General features: G+C 61.6%; 23 protein-coding genes. 21 read left to right on the top strand and 2 right to left on the bottom strand.

Annotated elements, in window-relative coordinates; translation table 11 throughout:
* Window positions 1–153 precede the first annotated feature (153 nt).
* Window positions 154–3,294 carry a ribonuclease E gene (gene rne, locus B348_RS0119545; protein WP_177325341.1) on the bottom strand — a complete coding sequence of 1,047 codons (3,141 nt, stop codon included), beginning with the start codon at window positions 3,292–3,294 and terminating at the stop codon, window positions 154–156.
* A gap of 759 nt (window positions 3,295–4,053) precedes the next feature.
* Here rne and rluC point away from each other — a divergent pair.
* From rluC to B348_RS0119530, 3 genes are read left to right on the top strand one after another with little or no spacing between them, the layout of a single operon-like run.
* Window positions 4,054–5,013: a 23S rRNA pseudouridine(955/2504/2580) synthase RluC gene (rluC, locus tag B348_RS0119540; protein WP_017737764.1), complete on the top strand. Its 960-nt coding sequence runs from the start codon at window positions 4,054–4,056 to the stop codon at window positions 5,011–5,013.
* Window positions 5,000–5,662: an HAD-IA family hydrolase gene (locus tag B348_RS0119535; RefSeq protein WP_017737763.1), complete on the top strand. Its 663-nt coding sequence runs from the start codon at window positions 5,000–5,002 to the stop codon at window positions 5,660–5,662. The genes rluC and B348_RS0119535 overlap by 14 nt, the downstream gene beginning before the upstream one ends.
* Before the next feature lie 21 nt (window positions 5,663–5,683).
* Entirely contained in the window at window positions 5,684–6,667 is a 984-nt protein-coding gene (locus B348_RS0119530) for a S49 family peptidase (RefSeq protein WP_017737762.1), read from the top strand.
* Window positions 6,668–6,800: 133 nt separating this feature from the next.
* Here the strand turns inward: B348_RS0119530 and B348_RS0119525 are convergent, their stop codons facing one another.
* Window positions 6,801–7,379 carry a nucleoside triphosphate pyrophosphatase gene (locus B348_RS0119525; RefSeq protein ID WP_017737761.1) on the bottom strand — a complete coding sequence of 193 codons (579 nt, stop codon included), beginning with the start codon at window positions 7,377–7,379 and terminating at the stop codon, window positions 6,801–6,803.
* A gap of 105 nt (window positions 7,380–7,484) precedes the next feature.
* On the opposite strand from B348_RS0119525, the gene B348_RS0119520 reads away from it, so the two are divergent.
* The 18 genes from B348_RS0119520 to B348_RS0119435 all read left to right on the top strand — a co-directional run bounded on the left by B348_RS0119520 (window position 7,485) and on the right by B348_RS0119435 (window position 22,604).
* Window positions 7,485–8,015, top strand: coding sequence for a YceD family protein (locus tag B348_RS0119520; RefSeq protein ID WP_017737760.1), 531 nt, complete (start codon window positions 7,485–7,487; stop codon window positions 8,013–8,015).
* A gap of 13 nt (window positions 8,016–8,028) precedes the next feature.
* The gene (gene rpmF / locus B348_RS0119515; RefSeq protein ID WP_008152339.1) at window positions 8,029–8,211 is read left to right on the top strand and encodes a 50S ribosomal protein L32; all 183 of its coding nucleotides are present in this window, start codon (window positions 8,029–8,031) and stop codon (window positions 8,209–8,211) included.
* 4 nt (window positions 8,212–8,215) lie between these two features.
* A complete protein-coding gene (gene plsX / locus B348_RS0119510) occupies window positions 8,216–9,226 on the top strand; it encodes a phosphate acyltransferase PlsX (RefSeq protein ID WP_026136916.1) in 1,011 nt (336 codons plus the stop codon).
* Between the two features lie 126 nt (window positions 9,227–9,352).
* Complete coding sequence (gene fabD, locus B348_RS0119505) at window positions 9,353–10,291, top strand: ACP S-malonyltransferase (protein WP_026136915.1); 939 nt, start codon at window positions 9,353–9,355, stop codon at window positions 10,289–10,291.
* A gap of 31 nt (window positions 10,292–10,322) precedes the next feature.
* On the top strand, window positions 10,323–11,066 hold the full coding sequence (fabG, locus tag B348_RS0119500; protein WP_017737757.1) for a 3-oxoacyl-ACP reductase FabG: 744 nt from the start codon (window positions 10,323–10,325) through the stop codon (window positions 11,064–11,066).
* Between the two features lie 191 nt (window positions 11,067–11,257).
* Window positions 11,258–11,494 carry an acyl carrier protein gene (gene acpP, locus B348_RS0119495; protein WP_003175607.1) on the top strand — a complete coding sequence of 79 codons (237 nt, stop codon included), beginning with the start codon at window positions 11,258–11,260 and terminating at the stop codon, window positions 11,492–11,494.
* A 125-nt stretch (window positions 11,495–11,619) separates the two neighbouring features.
* Window positions 11,620–12,864: a beta-ketoacyl-ACP synthase II gene (fabF, locus tag B348_RS0119490; protein WP_026136914.1), complete on the top strand. Its 1,245-nt coding sequence runs from the start codon at window positions 11,620–11,622 to the stop codon at window positions 12,862–12,864.
* Entirely contained in the window at window positions 12,864–13,679 is an 816-nt protein-coding gene (pabC, locus tag B348_RS0119485; RefSeq protein ID WP_017737755.1) for an aminodeoxychorismate lyase, read from the top strand. The genes fabF and pabC overlap by 1 nt, the downstream gene beginning before the upstream one ends.
* A 1-nt stretch (window position 13,680) precedes the next feature.
* On the top strand, window positions 13,681–14,781 hold the full coding sequence (mltG, locus tag B348_RS0119480) for an endolytic transglycosylase MltG (protein ID WP_017737754.1): 1,101 nt from the start codon (window positions 13,681–13,683) through the stop codon (window positions 14,779–14,781).
* A gap of 19 nt (window positions 14,782–14,800) precedes the next feature.
* Window positions 14,801–15,433 carry a dTMP kinase gene (tmk, locus tag B348_RS0119475; RefSeq protein ID WP_017737753.1) on the top strand — a complete coding sequence of 211 codons (633 nt, stop codon included), beginning with the start codon at window positions 14,801–14,803 and terminating at the stop codon, window positions 15,431–15,433.
* Window positions 15,426–16,415 (top strand): DNA polymerase III subunit delta', encoded by a 990-nt coding sequence (locus B348_RS0119470; RefSeq protein ID WP_017737752.1) that lies wholly within the window; start codon window positions 15,426–15,428, stop codon window positions 16,413–16,415. Before tmk ends, B348_RS0119470 begins: the two co-directional genes overlap by 8 nt.
* Before the next feature lie 63 nt (window positions 16,416–16,478).
* Window positions 16,479–17,264 (top strand): TatD family hydrolase, encoded by a 786-nt coding sequence (locus tag B348_RS0119465; protein ID WP_017737751.1) that lies wholly within the window; start codon window positions 16,479–16,481, stop codon window positions 17,262–17,264.
* A 429-nt stretch (window positions 17,265–17,693) separates the two neighbouring features.
* On the top strand, window positions 17,694–18,347 hold the full coding sequence (locus tag B348_RS0119460; RefSeq protein WP_017737750.1) for a TetR/AcrR family transcriptional regulator: 654 nt from the start codon (window positions 17,694–17,696) through the stop codon (window positions 18,345–18,347).
* A gap of 115 nt (window positions 18,348–18,462) precedes the next feature.
* Entirely contained in the window at window positions 18,463–19,431 is a 969-nt protein-coding gene (locus B348_RS0119455; protein ID WP_017737749.1) for a GTP 3',8-cyclase MoaA, read from the top strand.
* 208 nt (window positions 19,432–19,639) lie between these two features.
* Entirely contained in the window at window positions 19,640–20,245 is a 606-nt protein-coding gene (locus B348_RS0119450) for a DUF4823 domain-containing protein (RefSeq protein ID WP_017737748.1), read from the top strand.
* Window positions 20,246–20,261: 16 nt separating this feature from the next.
* On the top strand, window positions 20,262–20,822 hold the full coding sequence (locus B348_RS0119445; RefSeq protein ID WP_017737747.1) for a DUF1285 domain-containing protein: 561 nt from the start codon (window positions 20,262–20,264) through the stop codon (window positions 20,820–20,822).
* A gap of 70 nt (window positions 20,823–20,892) precedes the next feature.
* A complete protein-coding gene (locus B348_RS0119440; RefSeq protein WP_026136913.1) occupies window positions 20,893–21,606 on the top strand; it encodes a GntR family transcriptional regulator in 714 nt (237 codons plus the stop codon).
* Window positions 21,603–22,604: an ADP-ribosylglycohydrolase family protein gene (locus B348_RS0119435; RefSeq protein ID WP_017737745.1), complete on the top strand. Its 1,002-nt coding sequence runs from the start codon at window positions 21,603–21,605 to the stop codon at window positions 22,602–22,604. Before B348_RS0119440 ends, B348_RS0119435 begins: the two co-directional genes overlap by 4 nt.
* Window positions 22,605–22,658 lie beyond the last annotated feature (54 nt).

Below are 22,658 nucleotides of genomic sequence, written 5' to 3'. Positions count from 1 at the left end.
CCTGCGATAGCGGTGTATCAGTAAACGATGTGCTGACTGAGCTACCGCTATCGCAGGCAAGCCAGCTCCCACATTTGATTTTTGGTGTCTTTCAGAATGCATAAAAAAGCCCCGCCTGATCTCTCAGGCGGGGCTTTTTAGTCGCTGATGGAATCAGACGAGGGGTTTAGTCTCGTGTTCTGCTTCCTGTGCAGCGGCGGCTGCAGCGGCTTCAGCTTCCTTGCGACGACGACGCACTTCACGTGGGTCGTTCGGCGCACGGCCGTTTTCGGTCAGGGCGCTGGCCGGAGCGGCTTCGACCACCACGGCGGCGACCTCGGCAACCACTGCCACTTCAACCACTGGCGCAGGCTCGACTACCGGTGCAGGTTCAGCCACTGGTGCAGGTTCTGCAACCACGACTTCTTCGGCCACCGGAGCCGGCGCTTCTTCTACCACTGGGGCAGGCGTTGGTGCTTCAACCGGAGCGGCAGGTTCGGCAGTCCACTGGAAGGCGGTCTGTTCTTCACGAACTTCGCGCACTTCTGGGGCAGCTTCGACAACCGGTGCTTCAACCGCCGCTTCTACCACTGGCTCAGGCTCAACCACTGGGGTTGGCTCAACCGCAGCCACTTCAACTGCTGGCAGGGTTTCCTGAACCGGTGCAACTTCCACTTCGGCAACAACCGGCGCTTCGATCGGGGTGATGGCTTCCACGACTGGCGCTTCAACTACCGGCGCTTCTACCACTGGGGTCTCGGCGACTGGCGCTTCAACGGCAGCGGCTTCTTCGACGGCAGCGGTAGCGCGTTCAGCCTGCTCGTGAGCCTGGGCTTCAGCAGGTGCGCTGATGACCGAGCTGGCAACGGCAGCGGTAACGGCCAGGCCGGCAGCCAGTTCGCTGCCAGTGGCTTCGCCGGTGGCCGCTTCGGCGTTCTCGCCGGCTTCTTCCGAGCCTTCGATCACGTTGCCGTTGGCATCACGCTGACGCTCACGACGGTTGCTGCGACGACGCTGGCCACGGGAGCGGCGGCGTGGGCGATCGCCTTCGGCGCCGTCCTGACCGTCTTCCTGCGACTGCTCTTCAGCGGTCAGCACTTCTTCGTCTTCGCTGGCAGCAGCTTGCTCGGCGCGTGGCTGACGCTCTTCACGCGGTGGGCGTGGAGCACGTTCTTCACGTGGCGCACGCTCTTCGCGTGGCTGGCGAGCCGGGCGCTCTTCAGCGACAACGGCGGCGCCGGCAGCGGCAACGGCAGGTGCTGCGTCCAGCGGCTCGCGCAGTTCACGTACACGTTCTTCACGCTCGCCACGTGGCTTGCGATCTTCACGTGGGGCACGTGGCGTACGTGGTGCGCGCTCTTCACGCGGTGCACGTTCTTCACGGGCTACGGCCGGGGTTTCTTCACGGGCTTCGCGCGGGGCACGTTCTTCACGCGGTGCGCGTTCTTCACGTGGCGCACGCTCTTCGCGCGGCTTGCGTTCTTCGTCACGGCGACCGTTGCGGTTACGGCTCTGTTGACGGCCGTTGCGACGCTCTTCGTTGCGTGCTGGACGCTCGGCGGCTGGTTTTTCAACCACCACCGGAGCAGCAGGCTCTTCTTTAGTGGCGAACAGGCTGACCAGCGACTTCACCAGGCCTTTGAACAGGCTCGGCTCAGGCAGCGCGGCCGGCGCGGCAACCGGTGCGGCAACTTCGGTCGGAACCGGAGCGTTGGCGCGGGCTGGGGCAGTCTTGACCGCTGCTTCCTGGCGAACCAGGGTGCGGGTCGCGGCGGCTGGCTGGACTTCTTCCACTTCGGCAGCGGCAGCGGCGATTTCGTAGCTGGACTGGCCGCTGTGGGCTTCCGGGCTGTCATCACGCAGGCGCTGTACTTCGAAGTGCGGCGTCTCGAGGTGATCGTTCGGCAGGATGACGATACGGGCACGGGTGCGCAGTTCGATCTTGGTGATCGAGTTGCGTTTTTCGTTGAGCAGGAAAGCTGCAACCGGGATCGGCACTTGCGCGCGGACTTCGGCGGTGCGGTCTTTCAGGGCTTCTTCTTCGATCAGGCGCAGGATCGCCAGGGACAGCGATTCAACGTCACGGATGATACCGGTGCCGTTGCAACGCGGGCAGACGATGCCGCTGCTTTCGCCCAGGGATGGACGCAGGCGCTGACGGGACATTTCCAGCAGGCCGAAGCGCGAGATGCGGCCGACTTGCACGCGGGCACGGTCGGCTTCCAGGCATTCGCGGACTTTCTCTTCCACGGCGCGCTGGTTCTTGGCCGGGGTCATGTCGATGAAGTCGATCACGATCAGGCCGCCGATATCACGCAGGCGCAGCTGGCGGGCGATTTCTTCAGCCGCTTCCAGGTTGGTCTGCAGGGCGGTTTCTTCGATGTCGCTGCCTTTCGTGGCGCGCGCCGAGTTGATGTCGATGGACACCAGGGCTTCGGTCGGGTCGATCACGATGGAGCCGCCGGAAGGCAGTTCGACCACGCGCTGGAAGGCGGTCTCGATCTGGCTTTCGATCTGGAAACGGTTGAACAGCGGCACGCTGTCTTCGTACAGCTTGATCTTGCTGGCGTACTGCGGCATCACCTGGCGGATGAAGGTCAGGGCTTCGTCCTGGGCTTCAACGCTGTCGATCAGCACTTCGCCGATGTCCTGGCGCAGGTAATCGCGGATGGCGCGGATGATCACGTTGCTTTCCTGGTAGATCAGGAACGGCGCGGAACGATCCAGGGACGCCTCTTTGATGGCGGTCCACAGTTGCAGCAGGTAGTCGAGGTCCCACTGCATTTCTTCGCTGCTGCGGCCAAGGCCTGCAGTACGAACGATCAGGCCCATGTCGGCCGGTGCGATCAGGCCGTTCAGCGCTTCACGCAGTTCGTTGCGCTCTTCGCCTTCGATGCGACGGGAAATGCCGCCGGCACGCGGGTTGTTCGGCATCAGGACCAGATAACGGCCAGCCAGGCTGATGAAGGTGGTCAGGGCCGCGCCCTTGTTGCCACGTTCTTCTTTTTCGACCTGTACGATGACTTCCTGGCCTTCGCTCAGGACGTCCTTGATGTTCACGCGGCCTTCAGGCGCTTTCTTGAAGTATTCGCGGGAGATTTCTTTGAGGGGCAGAAAGCCGTGGCGCTCGGAGCCGAAATCGACAAAGGCAGCCTCAAGGCTTGGTTCGATGCGAGTGATCTTGCCTTTATAGATATTGGCTTTTTTCTGCTCGCGCGCACCGGATTCGATGTCCAGGTCGTAGAGGCGTTGGCCATCTACCAGTGCAACACGCAACTCTTCGGGTTGAGTTGCGTTAATCAGCATTCTTTTCATGTTGTACCGTCGGTTTCCGGGCTGCCGGAAACGGCGTTCGGCACACACGACTTCTCACGGTCGGTGTCAGGTGCGTCAAGAGTGGTTGGCCACTCCAGTGTCCAGCAAATACGGGCCAATTGGGCCTGTATCGCGACGGACGCGTCCTGCTTGTTAGCGGTGGTGACAAAGGCACCACTTCAACAAAAGCTAAGGTCAGGAGGAGGAATCAACCGGCGACTGTGGACGAGATGAAGCGTCTAAATATAAGCCTAGTGCTACACGGTCCGACGGTTGTGCATCTCCACCCTACACGTATCCCTGATAATTCGGGTGCTGCCGCGCGCAGAATCCGCAGCGGGTTGGCATTTACCGTGTTTTCCAATGGGGAGAACACGCTCATGGCTAAACAAGACTGGGTGTGGGCGATTGCGCTCTCACTCAGCTCTTAACAGGCGTTGTTTCCGAAGCATTCGCCATGGTCTGGCTCAAGACTGACTGCACTTTGTGAACTGGCCGTAAATATCGGCGCAAAACGCGAGTATTCACTCTGCTTTCTGCACTCGCTTCAGGCCTCATGTCACCTGCGCTCGTTACAATCCTGAGCTTTCCAAGGTGGCGAAAGCCCCGTAGGACGGCCTCGCGTCCTGATGAATTGCGATGGTCAGGGCCGGCTGTGTGCCGCATGTCCTCTGGCCAGGCCGCTTTTGGCGGCGTTCGCGACTATAGCAGCAATGATTAAGTGCTTCAATTCCATAAAAAATTGTTATCATCGCCGGCATGACGACTACCGCCCCCCAGACCCCCAGCGTCCAGCTGCTTGAGGTCTCGCCGGAATATGCCGGCCAACGCATCGACAATTTTCTCCTGGCCAGGCTCAAAGGCGTGCCCAAGACCTTGATTTACCGCATCTTGCGTAAAGGTGAAGTGCGGGTGAACAAGGGCCGGATCAAGCCCGAGTACAAGCTGCAGGCGGGCGATATCGTCCGTGTGCCGCCGGTGCGCGTGCCCGAGCGTGACGAGCCTGTGCCCTTGGCCCAGGGCTTGTTGCAGCGCCTGGAAGCCTCGATTGTCTACGAAGACAACAAGCTGATCGTGATCAACAAGCCCTGCGGTATTGCAGTGCACGGTGGCAGCGGCCTGACGTTCGGCGTGATCGAAGCCTTCCGTCAGTTGCGCCCGGATGCCAAGGAGCTGGAGCTGGTTCATCGCCTGGACCGTGACACGTCCGGCCTGCTGATGATCGCCAAGAAGCGCAGCATGTTGCGCCACCTGCACACCGCCCTGCGTGGCGATGGCGTGGACAAACGCTACATGGCGCTGGTGCGTGGCAACTGGGCCAGCTCGATCAAGAGCGTGCGGGCGCCGTTGCAGAAGAGCAACCTGCGCTCCGGCGAACGCATGGTCGAAGTGGACGAGGAGGGCAAAGAAGCCCTGACCCTGTTCAAGGTGCTGCGCCGCTTTGGTGACTTCGCCACGATGGTCGAGGCCAAGCCGGTGACCGGTCGTACTCACCAGATCCGTGTGCACACGCTGCATGCCGGGCATTGCATTGCCGGTGACACCAAGTATGGCGACGAGGATTTCTCCAGGGAGATCCGCGACCTCGGCGGCAAGCGCCTGTTCCTGCACGCCTACATGCTCACTGTGCCGCTGCCCGATGGTGGCGAATTGAAGTTGCAGGCCCCGGTCGATGAGATGTGGGCCAAGACCGTGGAGCGTTTGAGTGTCGCACCTTGACTACAAGCTGCTGATTTTTGATTGGGACGGCACCCTGGCCGATTCGATTGGCCGGATCGTCGAGTCGATGCACGCCGCGTCGACCCGTTCGGGTTACGCGCTGTGCACGGATCACGCGGTCAAGGGCATCATCGGCCTGGGTCTGCCCGAAGCGATCCGCACCTTGTATCCCGAGATCAGCGACGCTGAGCTGATCGCCTTTCGCGAGCACTACGCCGATCACTACATTGCGCTGGAGGCCGAACCTTCGCCGCTGTTTGAGGGCGTGGTGCAGTCCCTGGCCGCGTTCCGTGCCGAGGGCTATCACCTGGCTGTTGCCACCGGCAAGGCCCGTCGCGGCCTGGACCGTGTGCTCAAGGCCCACGGTTGGGAAGACTATTTCGACATCACCCGTGCTGCCGATGAAGCCGCGAGCAAACCGCACCCGCTGATGCTCGAGCAGATCCTGGCCCATTGCGGCGTATCGCCGCGCCAGGCGCTGATGGTGGGTGATGCCTCCTTCGACCTGATGATGGCGCGCAATGCTGGCATGGACAGTGTCGCGGTCAGCTATGGTGCCCAGGCCGCCGAAGCCTTGCAGCAATACGAGCCGCGGCTGACGATCGATCATTTTTCCGAATTGCAGGCCTGGCTCGGCCGGGCTCAATAAGTCTTTGCTGGGGTTAATGGCATGAGTGATGAGTGGAAAGCGCCCGAAAAGGCCCAGAGTGGTGACGACAAGAGCTGGAAGCTGCTGGAGAAAACCCTCCTGGCCAGCGTCCAGGAGCAGCGTCGTTCGCGGCGTTGGGGGATTTTCTTCAAGCTGCTGACCTTCACTTACCTGCTCGGCATGCTGGTGTTGTTCAGCCCGCTGGTGGACATGGAGAAGAGCGCCACCCGTGGCAGCAATTACACCGCCTTGATCGAAGTGCGTGGGGTGATTGCCGACAAGGAGTCCGCCAGTGCCGACAATATTGTCGGCAGCCTGCGCGCTGCGTTTGAAGACCCCAAGGTCAAGGGCGTGATCCTGCGGATCAACAGCCCTGGTGGCAGCCCGGTGCAGTCGGGTTATGTGTATGACGAGATTCGCCGCCTACGTACCCTGCACCCGGATACCAAGCTGTACGCAGTGATTTCCGACCTGGGTGCCTCCGGCGCCTATTACATCGCCAGTGCCGCCGACCAGATCTATGCCGACAAGGCCAGCCTGGTGGGCTCCATTGGTGTGACGGCGGCCGGCTACGGCTTTGTCGGCACCATGGAGAAGCTGGGGGTGGAGCGTCGCACCTACAACTCGGGTGAGCACAAATCGTTCCTTGACCCTTTCCAGCCGCAGAAGGCGGATGAAACCCAGTTCTGGCAGGGCGTGCTCGACACCACTCATCGCCAGTTCATCGCCAGTGTGAAGCAGGGGCGTGGTGATCGGCTGAAGGACAAGGATCATCCAGAGCTGTTTTCCGGGTTGGTCTGGTCGGGTGAGCAGGCGTTGCCGCTGGGCTTGATCGATGGCCTGGGCAGTGCCAGTTCGGTGGCGCGGGATGTGATCGGCGAGAAAGAGCTGGTGGACTTCACCGTGCAGGAATCGCCGTTTGACCGGTTCTCCAAGAAGCTGGGGGCCAGCGTGGCGGAGAAGTTGGCGCTGTACATGGGCTTCCAGGGCCCAACCCTGCGCTGAGCTTCTGATCTGATGTAGATCTAAATGTGGGAGCGGGCTTGCCCGCGATAGCGGTGGGTCAGTCAATATAAATGTTGGCTGGCCCGCCCTCATCGCGGGCAAGCCCGCTCCCACATTGGGTTTTGTGGTGTATTTAAGGGATCTGTACGCCTTCGGCCAGCAGCATGTCTACCAAGCGAATCAGTGGCAGCCCGATCAGGCTGGTGGCATCCGGCCCTTCGGTACTCTGGAACAGGCTCACCCCCAGTCCTTCGGCCTTGAAGCTGCCCGCACAGTCATACGGCTGCTCGATCCGCAGGTAACGCTCGATCCTCTCAACGTCCAGTACACGCATCTGCACCGTAAACGGCACGCAGTCCACCTGGCAGTGCCTCGTCTCGCTGTTGAGCAGTGCCAGGCCGGTCAGGAAGCTCACGCGCTTGCCGCTGGCGGCCAGCAGCTGTTCGCGGGCGTTCTCGAAGGTGTGCGGCTTGCCGATGATCCGTCCGTCGAGTGCGGCCACCTGGTCGGAGCCAATGATCAAATGCCCCGGATGAGTGGCGGCAAGGGCGCGGGCCTTTTCTTCGGCGAGGCGTTTGACCAGTTCGATGGCGGACTCATTGGCGCGATGGCTTTCGTCAATATCCGGCGAGCTGCAGATGAACGGCAGGTGCAGGCGGCCGAGCAATTCCCGGCGATAAACCGAGCTGGAAGCGAGTAATAAAGGCAGCATGGGCGTCTCCTCAAGGCAGTCGCGGATTCTAGCGAGGAGTCCAGGTGACGGACAGGGCTGAATTTCCTTTGACATGGCTGGGTGCATCCCTATAATGCTGCGCCTATGTTGAATGACCCGATTCCACCTCACGTTGACCCGCGCAAATTGGCAGATCGTGGCACTTCCCTTCAAGGTGAATTGCTGCTGGCCGATTTGGAGAGACTCTGCGACCCGCTTTCCGACACTGTCGGTACGGTGCAGGCGAAATTCGTTTTTGAACGAGATGAACGTAAATCTGTGGTAATTCACAGCTTTATCGACACCGAGGTCAAAATGGTTTGCCAGCGTTGTCTTGAGCTGGTCACCCTGCCGATTCACAGCGAATGCAGTTACGCTGTGGTGAAGGAGGGTGCGAATACCCAGTCGTTACCGAAAGGTTATGACGTGCTGGAACTGGGCGAAGATCCATTGGATCTGCATGCACTGATCGAGGAGGAGCTCTTGCTCGCCTTGCCCATTGTGCCTGCTCATCATCCGGAAGAATGCCAGCAGCCGGAGGGGCTCGATGACGAGCCCGAACCGAGCGAGGACGAGGTAACGCGGTCCAACCCGTTCAGTGTATTGGCGCAGTTAAAGCGTGACCCAAACGTTTAGGAGTTAATCAATTATGGCTGTTCAGCAGAACAAAAAATCCCGCTCTGCCCGTGACATGCGTCGTTCGCACGACGCCCTGACGGCGAGCACTCTGTCTGTAGAAAAAACCACCGGTGAAATTCACCTGCGTCACCACGTATCGCCAGAAGGCGTATACCGTGGCCGTAAAGTGATCGACAAGGGCGCTGACGAGTAATCACTTGTCTGCTCTAGTCATCGCGATAGACGCAATGGGCGGGGACTTCGGTCCCCGCAGCATTGTTCAGGCCTGCATTGCCAGCCTGTCTGCAACGCCCTCGCTGCACCTGACCCTCGTCGGTCAACCCTCCTTACTTGAAGACCTGATTGCCAGCCATCCGGCGGTGGATCGCGCGCGCCTGACGATTACGCCAGCCAGTGAAACCATCACCATGGATGAAAAACCGGCGGCTGCCCTGCGTGGCAAGCCTGACTCTTCAATGCGCGTGGCTTTGGAGTTGCTGCGTGATGGCAAGGTGCAAGCCTGTGTCAGTGCCGGCAACACCGGCGCGCTGATGGCGTTGTCGCGTTATGTGCTCAAGACGTTGCCGGGCATTGACCGGCCGGCGATGGTCGCAGCGATTCCGACGCAGAAAGGCTATTGCCAGCTGCTGGACCTGGGGGCGAACGTCGATTGCAGTGCCGAGCATCTGTTCCAGTTCGCGGTGATGGGCTCGGTGGCCGCTGAAGCATTGGGCGTGGCCCGGCCGCGTGTCGCGTTGCTGAATATCGGCACCGAAGACATCAAGGGCAACCAGCAGGTCAAGCTCGCCGCCACGTTGTTGCAGGGCGCGCGCGGCTTGAATTACATCGGCTTTGTCGAGGGCGACGGTTTGTACCGTGGCGAAGCGGATGTGGTGGTGTGTGACGGGTTTGTCGGCAATATCCTGCTTAAATCCAGCGAAGGCCTGGCGACGATGATCGCCACGCGCATTGAAGCGCTGTTCAAGCAGAACGTCGCGTCACGCCTGGTGGGCGCTCTGGCGCTGCCATTGATGCGCCGCTTGCAGGCTGACCTGGCGCCGGCACGGCATAACGGTGCGAGCTTTCTCGGCTTGCAGGGGATCGTGGTGAAAAGCCACGGCTCGGCCGGTGTGGAAGGCTTTCAAAGTGCGATTGCGCGGGCCGTGATCGAGATCCAGGAAAACCTGCCGCAACGCTTGCACGGCCGTCTCGGGGACCTGTTGCCTTAGGCGAATCGGCCCGGAAATGCTTAAATGTGACCGGCCAGTTCAATTGACCATCCAATTTGTCAGTTTCGTGCGCTCCCACCGTAGGCGCGTTCATTTTTGACGACCAGATCATTAGGGGCTTGTTACATGTCTACATCCCTCGCATTCGTCTTTCCAGGGCAGGGTTCGCAGTCCCTCGGCATGTTGGCCGAGCTGGGCGCGCAATACCCGCTGATCCTGGATACCTTCAAGGAAGCTTCCGACGCCCTGGGTTACGACCTGTGGGCGCTGACCCAGCAAGGGCCGGAAGAGCAACTCAATCAAACCGATAAAACCCAGCCGGCCATCCTGACTGCTTCGATCGCCCTGTGGCGCTTGTGGCTGGCAGAGGGCGGCGCGCGTCCGGCATTTGTTGCCGGTCACAGCCTGGGCGAATACAGCGCCCTGGTGGCGGCGGGCAGCCTGACCCTCACGGAAGCGGTCAAGCTGGTCGAGCGTCGTGGCCAATTGATGCAAGACGCCGTTCCGGCCGGGCAGGGCGGCATGGCCGCGATCCTGGGCCTGGACGATGCTGTGGTGATCGAAGCCTGCGCCGAAGCGGCCCAGGGCGAAGTGGTCAGCGCGGTGAACTTCAACTCACCTGGCCAGGTCGTGATCGCCGGTGCCAAGGCCGCCGTTGAGCGCGCCATCGAAGGCTGCAAGGCCCGTGGCGCCAAGCGTGCGTTGCCGTTGCCGGTGAGCGTGCCGTCGCACTGCGAACTGATGCGTCCGGCCGCCGAGCGTTTTGCCGAGTCCATCGCCGCCATCAACTGGCAGGCGCCGCAGATCCCGCTGGTGCAGAACGTCAGCGCGGCCGTGGCCGCTGATCTCGACACCCTCAAGCGTGACCTGCTGGAGCAGCTCTACAAGCCAGTGCGCTGGGTAGAGTCGGTGCAGACCCTGGCTGCCAATGGCGCCACCGAGCTGGTCGAATGCGGCCCGGGCAAAGTCCTGGCCGGCCTGAACAAGCGCTGCGCCGACGGCGTGTCGACCGCCAACCTCAATACCCCGGATGCCTTCGCTGCCGCTCGTGCAGCACTGGCCTGAGCCTTTATTTACGAACTTGGGAGAAGCCTGCATGAGTCTGCAAGGTAAAGTTGCACTGGTTACCGGCGCCAGCCGTGGCATTGGCCAGGCAATCGCCCTGGAACTGGGCCGTCAGGGCGCCGTGGTGATCGGCACCGCCACTTCCGCTTCGGGCGCCGAGCGTATCGCCGCGACCCTGAAGGAAAACGGCGTGCAAGGCACCGGCCTTGAGCTGAACGTGACCAGCGATGAATCCGTGGCGGCTGTATTGGCCCAGATCACTGCACAGTTCGGTGCGCCGGCTATTCTGGTCAACAACGCCGGTATCACCCGCGACAACCTGATGATGCGCATGAAAGACGACGAGTGGTACGACGTGGTCGATACCAACCTGAACAGTCTGTTTCGCCTGTCCAAGGGCGTTCTGCGCGGCATGACCAAGGCGCGTTGGGGCCGAATTATCAATATTGGCTCCGTAGTGGGTGCCATGGGCAACGCAGGCCAAGTAAACTACGCGTCCGCCAAGGCCGGTCTGGAAGGTTTCAGCCGCGCATTGGCACGTGAAGTCGGTTCGCGGTCGATTACGGTCAACTCGGTGGCCCCTGGGTTCATCGACACCGATATGACCCGCGAACTGCCGGAAGCACAGCGTGAAGCCTTGCTGACGCAGATTCCGCTGGGCCGTCTGGGCCAGGCCCAAGAGATCGCGAATGTGGTGTCTTTCCTGGCATCCGACGGTGCGGCATACGTGACTGGGGCTACAATCCCGGTGAACGGCGGGATGTACATGAGTTAAATTGTGACGGATCGCTTCAAAAAAATGTCATACGAGCTGTCTAAAATCCGTTATAAAGCTGCAACTTAATTTAGAGGCGGGTGGTCGACCGGGTAGGTGGTGAAGCTTTCAGTTGAAAAGCTGAAAAGGCTTTCTATACACTTACCCACTGGCCAGCTGCCTGAATTTGTCCATTAGGAGTTAAACAAGGTATGAGCACCATCGAAGAGCGCGTCAAGAAAATCGTTGCCGAGCAACTGGGCGTTAAAGAAGAAGAAGTGGTCAACACTGCTTCCTTCGTAGAAGACCTGGGTGCCGATTCCCTTGACACCGTTGAGCTGGTGATGGCTCTGGAAGAGGAATTCGAGACCGAAATCCCGGACGAAGAAGCTGAAAAAATCACTACTGTTCAAGCTGCTATCGACTACGTTACCAGCCATCAGGCGTAATAGTTTTTAGTCGTCGCTTGCTGTTGGGAAAAACCGCACTGCTGTTACAGCGTGCGGTTTTTTCTTTAGCTCGGGCGAAAAGTGGTTTTGAAGCGAAGTGTCGTCATTAGAAAAAGGAGAGTGCTGTGTCGCGTAGACGCGTCGTAGTCACCGGTATGGGTATGTTGTCGCCACTGGGTACGGATGTGCCGAGCAGTTGGCAGGGCATTCTGGCTGGCCGCAGTGGTATTGGTCTGATTGAACACACGGACCTTTCTGCCTATTCCACCCGTTTTGGCGGCTCGGTAAAGGGCTTCAATGTCGAGGAATATCTCTCGGTCAAAGAGTCCCGCAAGCTCGACCTGTTCATTCAGTACGGCCTGGCAGCCGGTTTTCAGGCAGTGCGTAACGCCGGCCTGGAAGTCACCGACGCCAACCGTGACCGCATTGGCGTGGCCATGGGCTCGGGTATTGGTGGTCTGACCAATATCGAAGAAACCAGCCGCATCCTGCACGATACTGGCCCCCGTCGAATTTCACCGTTCTTCGTGCCGGGCTCGATCATCAATATGATTTCCGGTTTCCTGTCCATCCACCTGGGTGCACAGGGGCCTAACTACGCGATTGCCACGGCGTGTACCACGGGTACGCATTGCATCGGCATGGCGGCGCGCAACATCGCCTATGACGAAGCAGACGTGATGATTGCCGGTGGCGCTGAAATGGCTGCCTGCGGCCTCGGCATGGGCGGCTTCGGCGCGTCCCGTGCGCTGTCCACCCGCAACGACGAGCCAACCCGTGCCAGCCGTCCGTGGGACAAGGGCCGTGACGGCTTCGTGCTGTCCGACGGCGCCGGTGCCCTGGTGCTGGAAGAGTTGGAACACGCCAAGGCGCGTGGTGCCACCATCTACGCCGAACTGATCGGCTTTGGCATGAGCGGTGACGCCTATCACATGACTTCGCCACCGTCCGACGGTGCCGGTGCTGCGCGTTGCATCACCAATGCTCTGCGCGATGCGAAGATCAATGCCGATCAGGTGCAGTACATCAACGCCCACGGCACCTCGACCCCGACGGGCGACCTGGCGGAAGCCGAAGCCATCAAGTCGGTGTTCGGCGAGCACGCCTACAAGCTGGCGGTCAGTTCCACCAAGTCCATGACCGGTCACCTGTTGGGCGCCGCGGGCGCGGTCGAAGCGATCTTCAGCGTGATGGCCATCAAGGACCAGGTCGCTCCGCCGACCATCAACCTGGATGAGCCGGACGAAGGTTGCGACCTGAACTTCGTACCGCACGAAGCGCAGCCGATGCCGATCGACGTGACGATTTCCAACTCGTTCGGCTTTGGTGGCACCAACGGCTCCCTGGTGTTCCGCCGGTTCGCCGAGTGATGGACAGCTGGGTCGACGGTCAGCCAGCGGCCAATGTGCCCCTGAAAGATCGCGGCCTGGCCTATGGCGATGGGCTGTTCGAGACCATCGCCGTCAAGGCCGGGCAGCCGGTGCTGCTCGACCGTCACCTGCAACGTCTCGATGACGGCTGCAGGCGCCTCGCTTTGGTTGCGGATCACGGGTTGATCCGCAGCGAAGTGCTGGCCTATGCCGCCGCCCTTGGCGATGGCGTGCTCAAGTTGATCCTCACCCGCGGCGACAGCCTGCGCGGTTATGGCATCAACCCCGGCGCCCCGGTGCGCCGTATCTTGCAGGGCAGTGCGCCTGCAACCTATCCCCCCGCCCATGGACTCGACGGCATTCGCCTGTTTCCGTGTGCCACCCGTTTGGCCGAGCAACCCTTGCTGGCCGGTCTCAAGCACCTCAATCGCCTGGAACAAGTGATCGCTCGCAGCGAATGGCAGGATACCGAGCACGCCGAAGGCTTGATGCTGGATGTGTCCGGGCGCGTCATCGAAGGTGTGTTCAGCAACCTGTTCCTCGTGTGCAACGGCTTGTTACTAACCGCTGATCTGACGCGTTGCGGGGTTGCCGGCGTCATGCGCGCCGAGATCCTGGCCCAGGCGCAAACCCTGGGCGTCCCGGTGGCCGTGGCCGATATCAGCCTTGAGCAGTTGCAACAGGCCGATGAAGTGTTTGTCTGCAACAGCGTTTATGGCATTTGGCCGGTGCGCGGCTGCGCTGCGATGAGCTGGTCGGTTGGGCCGCTCACCCGTAAACTGCAGGGCATTGTTCGCGCGCTATTGGATATTTGAGTTGATACGAAAACTGGTTGTACTGCTGCTGGTCGGTGTGTTCTCGGCGGCGTTGCTGTTGGGCTATGGCGCCTGGAAATACGACGCTGCCCTCAAGCAGCCCCTGAACCTGACCCAGGAGCAATTGCTCGACGTACCGGCCGGGGCGACGCCCACCGGCACCTTCAATCGCCTGGAAGCCGACGGGGTGCTCGACGGCGCGTTCTGGCTGCGCCTGTACTGGCGCTTCAACCTTGATGGCCAGCCCCTGCACAGCGGCGAATACCGCATGACCCCCGGCATGACGGCGCAGGGCTTGATCGGTCTGTGGCAGCGTGGCGAAGTGGTGCAATACAGCCTCACGTTGGTGGAAGGCTGGAATTTCCGCCAGGTGCGCTCGGCCCTGGCCAAGCATGAAAAGATCGTACAAACCCTGTCGGGCCTGACCGACAGCGAAGTCATGGAAAAACTCGGCCACCCTGGCGTGTTCCCTGAAGGGCGATTCTTCCCCGACACCTACCGCTTCGTACGCGGCATGACCGACGTCGAGTTCCTGAAAAAAGCCTACAACCGCCTGGACGATGTCCTCGCCCAGGAATGGAGCAAACGCGCGCCTGATGCGCCCTACACCGAGCCCTATCAAGCGCTGATCATGGCGTCGCTGGTCGAGAAAGAAACCGGCGTGCCGGAAGAGCGTGGCCAGATCGCAGGCGTGTTTGTGCGGCGCCTGAAGATCGGCATGCTGCTGCAGACTGACCCGACGGTGATCTACGGCCTGGGCGAGCGCTACAACGGCAAGTTGACCCGCGCCCACCTCAAGGAAGCCAACCCCTACAACACCTACATGATTGCCGGCCTGCCGCCGACGCCGATCGCCATGGTCGGCCGCGAGGCGATCCATGCCGCGCTGAACCCGGTGCCGGGCAGCAGCCTGTATTTTGTCGCCCGTGGCGATGGCAGCCATATTTTCTCCGATGACCTGGATGCCCATAATGCCGCCGTGCGTGAGTTCCAACTCAAGCGCCGCGCCGATTACCGCTCCAGCCCGGCGCCCGTGGTAAAACCGGCGGAGGATGCAACACCTCCGGCCGACACGCCCGCCGAGCCGCAAAGCCCGCAATGACTCTGACTAAGGACTGCCTGTGACTGGCTTGTTTATTACCCTGGAAGGCCCCGAAGGCGCCGGCAAGAGCACCAACCGCGATTACCTGGCCGAGCGTTTGCGCGCCGATGGCATCGAGGTGGTGCTGACCCGTGAGCCCGGCGGTACGCCGCTGGCCGAGCGCATCCGCGACGTGCTGCTGGCCCCAGGTGACGAGCCAATGAACCCGGACACCGAGCTGCTGCTGGTGTTCGCCGCCCGCGCCCAGCACCTGGCCGAAGTGATCCGCCCGGCGCTGGCACGCGGTGCGGTGGTGATTTGCGACCGTTTCACCGATTCCACCTATGCCTACCAGGGCGGCGGCCGGGGCTTGTCCCTGGAGCGCATCGCCACGCTGGAAACCTTCGTGCAGGGCGATCTGCGTCCCGACCTGACCCTGGTGTTCGACCTGCCGGTGGAAGTCGGCCTGGCCCGCGCCAGCGCCCGGGGTCGCCTGGACCGCTTCGAGCTGGAAGGCCGCGCCTTCTTCGATGCAGTGCGCAGCGCATTCCTCGCCCGCGCCAAGGCCGAGCCTGCGCGTTATTACCTGTTGGATGCCGCCCAGCCGCTGACCCAGGTGCAACAGGCCATCGATGCCTTGCTGCCGACCCTGCTGGAGCGCGCCCGTGGCTGAAGCCTACCCGTGGCAGGACAGCCTCTGGCAGCAATTGGCCGGCCGTGCCCAGCATGCCCACGCCTATCTGTTGCACGGGCCGATCGGCATCGGCAAGCGCGCGCTCGCCGAACGCCTGATGGCCAGCCTGTTGTGCCAGCGTCCGGTCAACCTGGAAGCCTGTGGCGCGTGCAAATCCTGCCTGCTGCTCAAGGCCGGCAGCCACCCGGACAATTACCTGCTGGAACCCGAGGAAGCCGACAAGGCGATCAAGGTTGACCAGGTCCGCGATCTCGTCAGCTTCGTGGTGCAGACCGCGCAGATGGGCGGGCGCAAAGTGGTGCTGATCGAGCCGGTGGAGGCGATGAACATCAACGCCGCCAACGCCTTGCTCAAGAGTCTTGAAGAACCTTCGGGCGATACGGTGTTGTTGCTGGTGAGTCACCAGTCCAGCCGTCTGCTGCCGACGATCCGCAGCCGTTGTGTACAGCAGGCGTGTCCGTTGCCAAGCGAGGCCATGAGCCTTGAGTGGCTGGCGCAGGCGTTGCCCGAATGCAGTGCAGACGAGCGCGGCGAATTGCTCACCCTGGCCGCCGGTTCGCCGCTGGCCGCAGTGAAATTGCAGGCCCAAGGCGTGCGTGAACAACGCGCGCTGGTGGTGGATGGCGTGAAGAAACTGCTCAAGCAGGAACTGTCCGCCACCCAACTGGCCGAAACGGCCTGGAAGGATATTCCGCTGTTGCTGCTGTTCGACTGGTTCTGCGACTGGTCGAGCCTGATCCTGCGCTATCAGTTGACTCAAGATGAAAACGGCCTGGGCCTGCCGGACATGCGCAAAGTCGTGCAATACCTCGCGCAGAAAAGCGCCCAGGACAAGGTGCTGAATATTCAGGACTGGATTCTGGCCCAGCGCCAGAAGGTGCTCGGCAAGGCCAACCTCAACCGCGTGCTGTTGCTCGAAGCGCTGCTGGTGCAGTGGGTGGGCCTGCTCGGCCGCCGTTAATTTCCGTGGCCGACGGGTGTATCGTCGGCCAGACACTCTCTGTGATTTAAGTCGTAACTACCTATGCTCGTAGATTCCCATTGCCACCTCGACCGCCTCGACCTTGCCCAGCACGGCGGCTCCCTTGACGCCGCCCTTGAAGCGGCGCGCCAGCGCGGGGTAGGGCACTTCCTGTGTATCGGCGTCAGCGCCGACAACGCCGCCGACGTCAAAGCCCTGGCCGAGCGTTATGCCGATGTGGATTGCTCGGTGGGCATCCACCCGCTGGACCTCAAGCCCGGCGAAGCCCCGGCCCTCGACTGGTTGCTGCGTGAACTCAACCACCCGCGCGTCGTGGCGATTGGCGAAACCGGCCTGGACTACCACTACGAGCCGGAAGCCGCCGAGTTGCAGCAGGCCTCGTTCCGCCTGCACCTGCAAGCCGCCCAGCAGACCGGCAAACCGGTGATCGTCCACACCCGTGGCGCCCGCGCCGACACCCTGGCCCTGCTGCGAGAAGCCGCGTTGCCCCAGGCCGGCGTGCTGCATTGCTTCACCGAAGACTGGGACATGGCCAAGGCGGCCCTGGACCTGGGTTTCTACATTTCCCTGTCGGGGATTGTCACCTTCCGCAACGCCGACGCCTTGCGTGACGTGGCGCGCCAGGTGCCGGCCGACCGCCTGCTGGTGGAAACCGACTCGCCGTACCTGGCGCCCATCCCCCATCGCGGCAAGCCGAACCTGCCGGAATACGTGCGGGATGTGGCGGATTACCTGGCGATGCTGCGCGGTGAATCCGTTGAGCGCTTTGCCGAACAGACGACCGCGAACTTCAAGCGCCTGTTCCCGCTGGCCCACGTCAAATCGTAGGCAAAAAAAACCCGGGTTCTGGGGGGTGAATCCGGGCTAAGACCATTAGGAGTAAAACAGGGCACACAGTCCGTCGGTACCCAGGGTCAGCGCGTCACTTGGGGGAGATGCCGCGCCGACAGTTCAAGTATTGATCAGTATCTGATTCAGTCCAGTCGCGACTGGTCGTTTTTTAAACAGATTTGGAATACGCGCGCTTCGCTTGAGTTCTCATTAAGCGGGTGCACAAGTGCCTTTGTTACGTATGATTTCTGACTGCAGGGGATGAAATCGTTGGCGCGCTGAAACTTAAGTGTGCGGCGGGTTCACATAGGCGTTGCCCAACGACCGTTCAGTCGGGATAATCCCTCGCACCGGGTAAATCGTATCGCCACGTGTTCGTGGCCCTGCGCAACCCTCCCCACAGTCACCTTTGCAGACCTCTTTCTCATGCACAAAGAACCCCGTAAGGTCCGTGAGTTTCGCCGCCGTGAGCAGGAAATTCTCGACACCGCGCTCAAGTTGTTTCTCGAACAAGGTGAAGACAGTGTCACCGTCGAGATGATCGCGGATGCCGTGGGTATCGGCAAAGGCACGATCTACAAGCACTTCAAGTCCAAGGCCGAGATCTACCTGCGCCTGATGCTCGACTACGAGCGCGACTTGAATGAGCTGCTGCATTCGGCTGATGTGGACAAGGACAAGGAAGCCCTGTCCCGCGCCTACTTCGAATTCCGCATGCGCGATCCCCAGCGCTACCGCCTGTTCGACCGCCTGGAAGAGAAGGTGGTCAAGGGCCATCAGGTGCCGGAAATGGTCGAGGAGCTGCACAAGATCCGTGCCTCGAACTTCGAACGCCTGACCCTGCTGATCAAGGGCCGCATCAGCGAAGGCAAGCTGGAAGACGTGCCGCCGTATTTCCACTACTGTGCCGCCTGGGCGTTGGTGCACGGCGCAGTGGCGCTGTACCACTCGCCATTCTGGAGCAATGTGCTGGAAGATCAGGAAGGTTTCTTCCAGTTCCTGATGGATATCGGCGTGCGCATGGGCAACAAGCGCAAGCACAGCAGCGAACTGCCACCGGCTGAACCGCCGGTTGCGTAAGGATTTACTGCCAGACGCAGTACCCCAGGAATATACTCAGGCAAGGACTCTTGCTAAAAGCTGATTTATCAGTCAGCTTTTAGCGCGCCCGAATCATCCTCTGCCGGAGTGATCCATGATCGTTGATCGTCAAGGCAGGCGTTTTCGCAATTTGCGGATCAGCCTGACCTCAGCCTGCAATTATGCGTGTACCTACTGCGTGCCCAACGGCAAGCGGCTGGTGGCTGCCCAGGACGAACTCTCGGCCGAGGCCATGGCGCGGGGCGTCGAATACCTGATCGAAGCGGCGGGCATCGACCGCCTGCGTATCACCGGTGGTGAGCCGCTGGTCAGCCCCAAGCTGGAAGCCTTCATGGGCGCGGTGGGGCAAATGGGCCTCAGTGACATCAGCCTGACCACCAACGGCCAGTTGCTGGCGCGCAAACTGCCGCTGCTGGTGGATGCTGGCATCCAGCGCATCAACGTCTCCCTCGACACCCTGGACGCCGACGCCTTCCGCAGCATTGCCCGTGGCGGCGACCTCGCCACTGTGCTCGATGGCATGGACCAGGCCCGCGCTGCCGGGATCAAGATCAAGGTCAACATGGTGCCATTGCGCGGCCAGAACCTGGACCAGGTAATGCCGCTGCTTGAGTACTGCCTGGAACGTGGCTACGAGCTGCGTTTTATCGAATTGATGCGCATGGGCCACCTGGCCAAGGATTCCAATGCGTTTTTGCAGCAGTTCGTCAGCTTGCAGCAATTGCTCAGCCTGATTGGCGAGCGCCACGAATACCTGCAAGCCAATGCCCCGGTGGACGCCACCGCCGTGCGTTATGAAATCCCCGGCAAAGGCTATTTCGGCGTGATCGCCAATGAAAGCGTGCCGTTCTGCCGGACATGCTCGCGCCTGCGCCTGTCGTCTACCGGCTGGCTGCATGGCTGCCTGTCATCGAGCACCCGCCACTACGTCGGCGACCTGCTGGACAAGCCGCGCCACCAGGCATTGCCGGCGCTGCAAGGGCTGCTGATGAAAGCCCTGGGCGACAAGCAGGAAGTGGCGTTTTCGGGCGGTGCGACGATCATGAAGATCATCGGCGGCTGACCCCGCGTTCAATTCCCCTGTAGGTACGGGCTTGTGTGGGAGCTGGCTTGCCTGCGATAGCATCCACTCGATGTCACTGTAAGACCGAGGTGCCTGCATCGCGGGCAAGCCCGCTCCCACATTTGATTGGTGTCGTCTGTGAATGGCGCGGATTCTGCATCTCACGCCCATTCGCCGGTTTTCCGTCACCGGCTTCTGGAGGATTAGGATGCGTAGTCTGGTTTTGTTGCTGGCGTCATTGACGCTGAGTGGTTGCATGACCGTCAGCGATATGGCCGAAGGCACCCGCTATCAGATGAGCGATGCCGGCTTGCTGGACCACAGCGATACCCGTCGTACCAACTCGATCCGCGTGCAACCGGACTCCTTTATCTTTATCGCCCAGGGCGCCTTCGTGCCGCCCGGCAGCGCCTATCCGCGCCCGAACGTGGTGGCCGAAGAAGCCTTCAACGGCTTCATCGAGTATTTCCCCATGGTGCGCCGTGCCCGCCAGCCGGAAGGCCTGGAGCAGGCAATGGCTGAAGCCCGTGCCGCCGGCGCGCATTACCTGCTGTACTGCCGTTTCGCCAAGGCGGATGACCGCATCGGCAACGCCGACGAGTGGGCCGACCAGGAAGCCCTCGACCGCGTCGGCCTCGACAGCGGTGTGATCCAGGTCATGCTGATCGAGACCAGCACCCAGTATTTGATTGATACTGTGCGTATTCGCAGCCGTGGCGGTTTACTGACGTTCCACGACAACAAGCCAGAAGACCTGATCGCCCGCCCCCTGGCCAAATACGCCCGTGGCCTGCTGGGCATGAGCGATCAGTAAGACACAGGAGATGCCCATGACCGATTCCGCCAAGGCCAACGATCTGTTGGCCCAACTGCCCAAGGGCAAGGGGCCGGCGCCGGTACACCTGTGGAACCCGGCGTTCTGCGGGCATATCGACATGCGTATCGCCCGCGATGGCACCTGGTTCTACCAGGGCACGCCGATCGGGCGTAAGCCGATGGTCAAGCTGTTCTCCAACATCATCCGCCGCGATGGCGATGATTACTTCCTGATCACCCCCGTGGAAAAAGTCGGCATCAGCGTCGAAGATGCGCCGTTCGTCGCACTGACCCTGGCGGTCGAAGGGCAGGGCGAAAGCCAGGTGCTGCGCTTTACCACCAATGTCGACGAGACCATCGAAGCCGGCCTGGAGCATCCGCTGCGTGTGGTCATCGACCCGCTCACCGAAGAGCCGTCACCTTATTTGCGGGTACGCACCAACCTCGAAGCCCTCGTGCATCGCAACGTGTTCTACCAACTGGTGGAGCTGGCGGTAAGCCGTCCGATCAACGGTCAGAACTGGCTGGGCGTCTGGAGTGGCGGGGAGTTCTTCCCCATTGGCCTGGAACCCTGAGGCCGGTTTTTTCATTTCCCTGAAATAATTCGCTTGCTGCCAACGGCGGCTTTCGGTTATCAATTTGTACATGATTAGACATGTCCGATTTGATAAGAAAAAACGCGTCGTCGACGAACTGATCCGCCGTATCGAAGGTGGGGTGATGGTCGATGGCTTTCTGTTGCCCGGTGAGCATCAACTGGCCGAAGAGTTTGCGGTCAGTCGCGGCACCTTGCGCGAAGCCCTCGCCGAACTCAAGCGACGCAACTACATCGCCACCCAGAGCGGCGTCGGCTCCATCGTCACCTTTGACGGCATGGTGCTCGACCAACGCAGCGGCTGGGCCCAGGCTTTGGCCGACACCGGCGCGCGGGTCAACACCGACATCCTGCGCCTCGAAGCCGTGACCCGGCCGGACCTGCTCAGCCGTTTCGGCAGCGACCAATTCATTGCCCTCGACCGCCTGCGCTACACCACCGATGGCACCGCCGTGTCCCTGGAGCGCTCGCTGATGCCGGCGTCCGGTGGCTTGGAAAGCCTGCCCACCGTCGGCCTGATCGAAAACTCCCTGACCATCACCCTGGCGGCCTACGGCTATGTAGGCGCCGAAGGTGACCAGTGGATCGGCGCCGAGCCCCTCAATGCTGAAGATGCCGAATTGCTCGGCCGTCCAGCCGGCAGTGTGTTTCTCAAGGCCTCGCGCACCACCTACGACCGTCGCGAGCGCTTTATGGAACATGTCGAAAGTCTGCTCGACCCGCTGCACTTCCGCCTGCACCTGCAATTTGGGAATTCGAAATGACCCCGCACAACCGCGCCCTCGGCGCCTTCTACGGCTTGGCGTTGGGCGACGCCCTGGGCATGCCCACCCAGTCGTTGAGCCGCGAGCAAGTACGCGCCCGCTTCGGTGCCATCACCGCGCTGGAAGCTGCCGGCGCCGACCAGCCCATCGCGCCAGACATGCCCGCCGGTTCCATCACCGATGACACCGAGCAGGCGATCCTGGTGGGCGAGTTGCTGGTGGCGGGCCAAGGCCGCATCGAACCCACCGTGCTCGCCCAGCGCCTGATCGACTGGGAAGCGGTGATGCGCGCCAAGGGCTCCCAGGATTTGCTCGGCCCCTCGACCAAACGCGCGATCGACATGATCCTCGCCGGCCACACGCCGGAAGAGTCCGGGCGATATGGCACCACCAACGGCGCGGCGATGCGTATCACGCCCGTCGGGATTGCCGCCGATGTCAGCGACCCCGCGCACTTTATCCAGGCCGTGATCCAGGCGTGCCAGGTCACCCACAACACCAGCCTGGGCATCTCCAGCGCCGCCGCCGTGGCGGCCGTGGTCTCGGCCGGCATCAACGGCGTGGACCTGGGCGAAGCGTTGAACATCGGCACCCAGATCGCCCAGCAGGCCGAGCAGCACGGCCACTGGATCGCGGGCGGGCGCATCTCCACCCGCATCAGCTGGGCGCGCACCTTGAGTGTCGGCAGTGGTGATAAAGCGTTGTTTGCCGATTTGCTCTACGAGTTGATCGGCACTTCGGTCGCGTCCCAGGAATCGGTGGTGGTGTCGTTTGCCCTGGCCCAGCAAGTGGCGGTGGGCGAGATGGATGCCTTCGAAGCCCTGTGTTTGGCCGCCAGCCTTGGCGGCGACACCGACACCATCGCCGCGATTCTCGGCGCCATGCTGGGTGCCTGCCTGGGCATGCAGTGCTGGCCGCAGGAGATGGTGGAGCAGGTCAAGCGGGTGAATGGTTTGGACTTGCAGCCGCTGGTCGAAGGGTTACTCGCAATTCGATAAGCACCACCGATCAAAATGTGGGAGCTGGCTTGTGTGGGAGCTGGCTTGCCTGCG

Origin of the sequence: Pseudomonas sp. CBZ-4, assembly GCF_000346755.1 — a bacterium.
Lineage (GTDB): Bacteria > Pseudomonadota > Gammaproteobacteria > Pseudomonadales > Pseudomonadaceae > Aquipseudomonas.
The sequence above is the reverse complement of the archived record's forward strand: the minus strand, read 5'-3'. Positions and strand labels throughout refer to the sequence as shown.

Excerpts from the sequence above, each read along its gene's own strand:
- B348_RS0119455 (WP_017737749.1), top strand. The coding sequence starts at position 18,463 with ATGATCGTTGATCGTCAAGGCAGGCGTTTTCGCAATTTGCGGATCAGC.
- B348_RS0119530 (WP_017737762.1), top strand. The coding sequence starts at position 5,684 with ATGAGTGATGAGTGGAAAGCGCCCGAAAAGGCCCAGAGTGGTGACGAC.
- rluC (WP_017737764.1), top strand. The coding sequence starts at position 4,054 with ATGACGACTACCGCCCCCCAGACCCCCAGCGTCCAGCTGCTTGAGGTC.
- B348_RS0119450 (WP_017737748.1), top strand. The coding sequence starts at position 19,640 with ATGCGTAGTCTGGTTTTGTTGCTGGCGTCATTGACGCTGAGTGGTTGC.
- acpP (WP_003175607.1), top strand. The coding sequence starts at position 11,258 with ATGAGCACCATCGAAGAGCGCGTCAAGAAAATCGTTGCCGAGCAACTG.
- fabD (WP_026136915.1), top strand. The coding sequence starts at position 9,353 with ATGTCTACATCCCTCGCATTCGTCTTTCCAGGGCAGGGTTCGCAGTCC.
- rpmF (WP_008152339.1), top strand. The coding sequence starts at position 8,029 with ATGGCTGTTCAGCAGAACAAAAAATCCCGCTCTGCCCGTGACATGCGT.
- pabC (WP_017737755.1), top strand. The coding sequence starts at position 12,864 with ATGGACAGCTGGGTCGACGGTCAGCCAGCGGCCAATGTGCCCCTGAAA.
- B348_RS0119525 (WP_017737761.1), bottom strand. The coding sequence starts at position 7,379 with ATGCTGCCTTTATTACTCGCTTCCAGCTCGGTTTATCGCCGGGAATTG.
- B348_RS0119520 (WP_017737760.1), top strand. The coding sequence starts at position 7,485 with ATGTTGAATGACCCGATTCCACCTCACGTTGACCCGCGCAAATTGGCA.
- fabG (WP_017737757.1), top strand. The coding sequence starts at position 10,323 with ATGAGTCTGCAAGGTAAAGTTGCACTGGTTACCGGCGCCAGCCGTGGC.
- B348_RS0119445 (WP_017737747.1), top strand. The coding sequence starts at position 20,262 with ATGACCGATTCCGCCAAGGCCAACGATCTGTTGGCCCAACTGCCCAAG.
- B348_RS0119460 (WP_017737750.1), top strand. The coding sequence starts at position 17,694 with ATGCACAAAGAACCCCGTAAGGTCCGTGAGTTTCGCCGCCGTGAGCAG.
- B348_RS0119465 (WP_017737751.1), top strand. The coding sequence starts at position 16,479 with ATGCTCGTAGATTCCCATTGCCACCTCGACCGCCTCGACCTTGCCCAG.
- rne (WP_177325341.1), bottom strand. The coding sequence starts at position 3,294 with ATGAAAAGAATGCTGATTAACGCAACTCAACCCGAAGAGTTGCGTGTT.
- B348_RS0119440 (WP_026136913.1), top strand. The coding sequence starts at position 20,893 with ATGATTAGACATGTCCGATTTGATAAGAAAAAACGCGTCGTCGACGAA.
- B348_RS0119435 (WP_017737745.1), top strand. The coding sequence starts at position 21,603 with ATGACCCCGCACAACCGCGCCCTCGGCGCCTTCTACGGCTTGGCGTTG.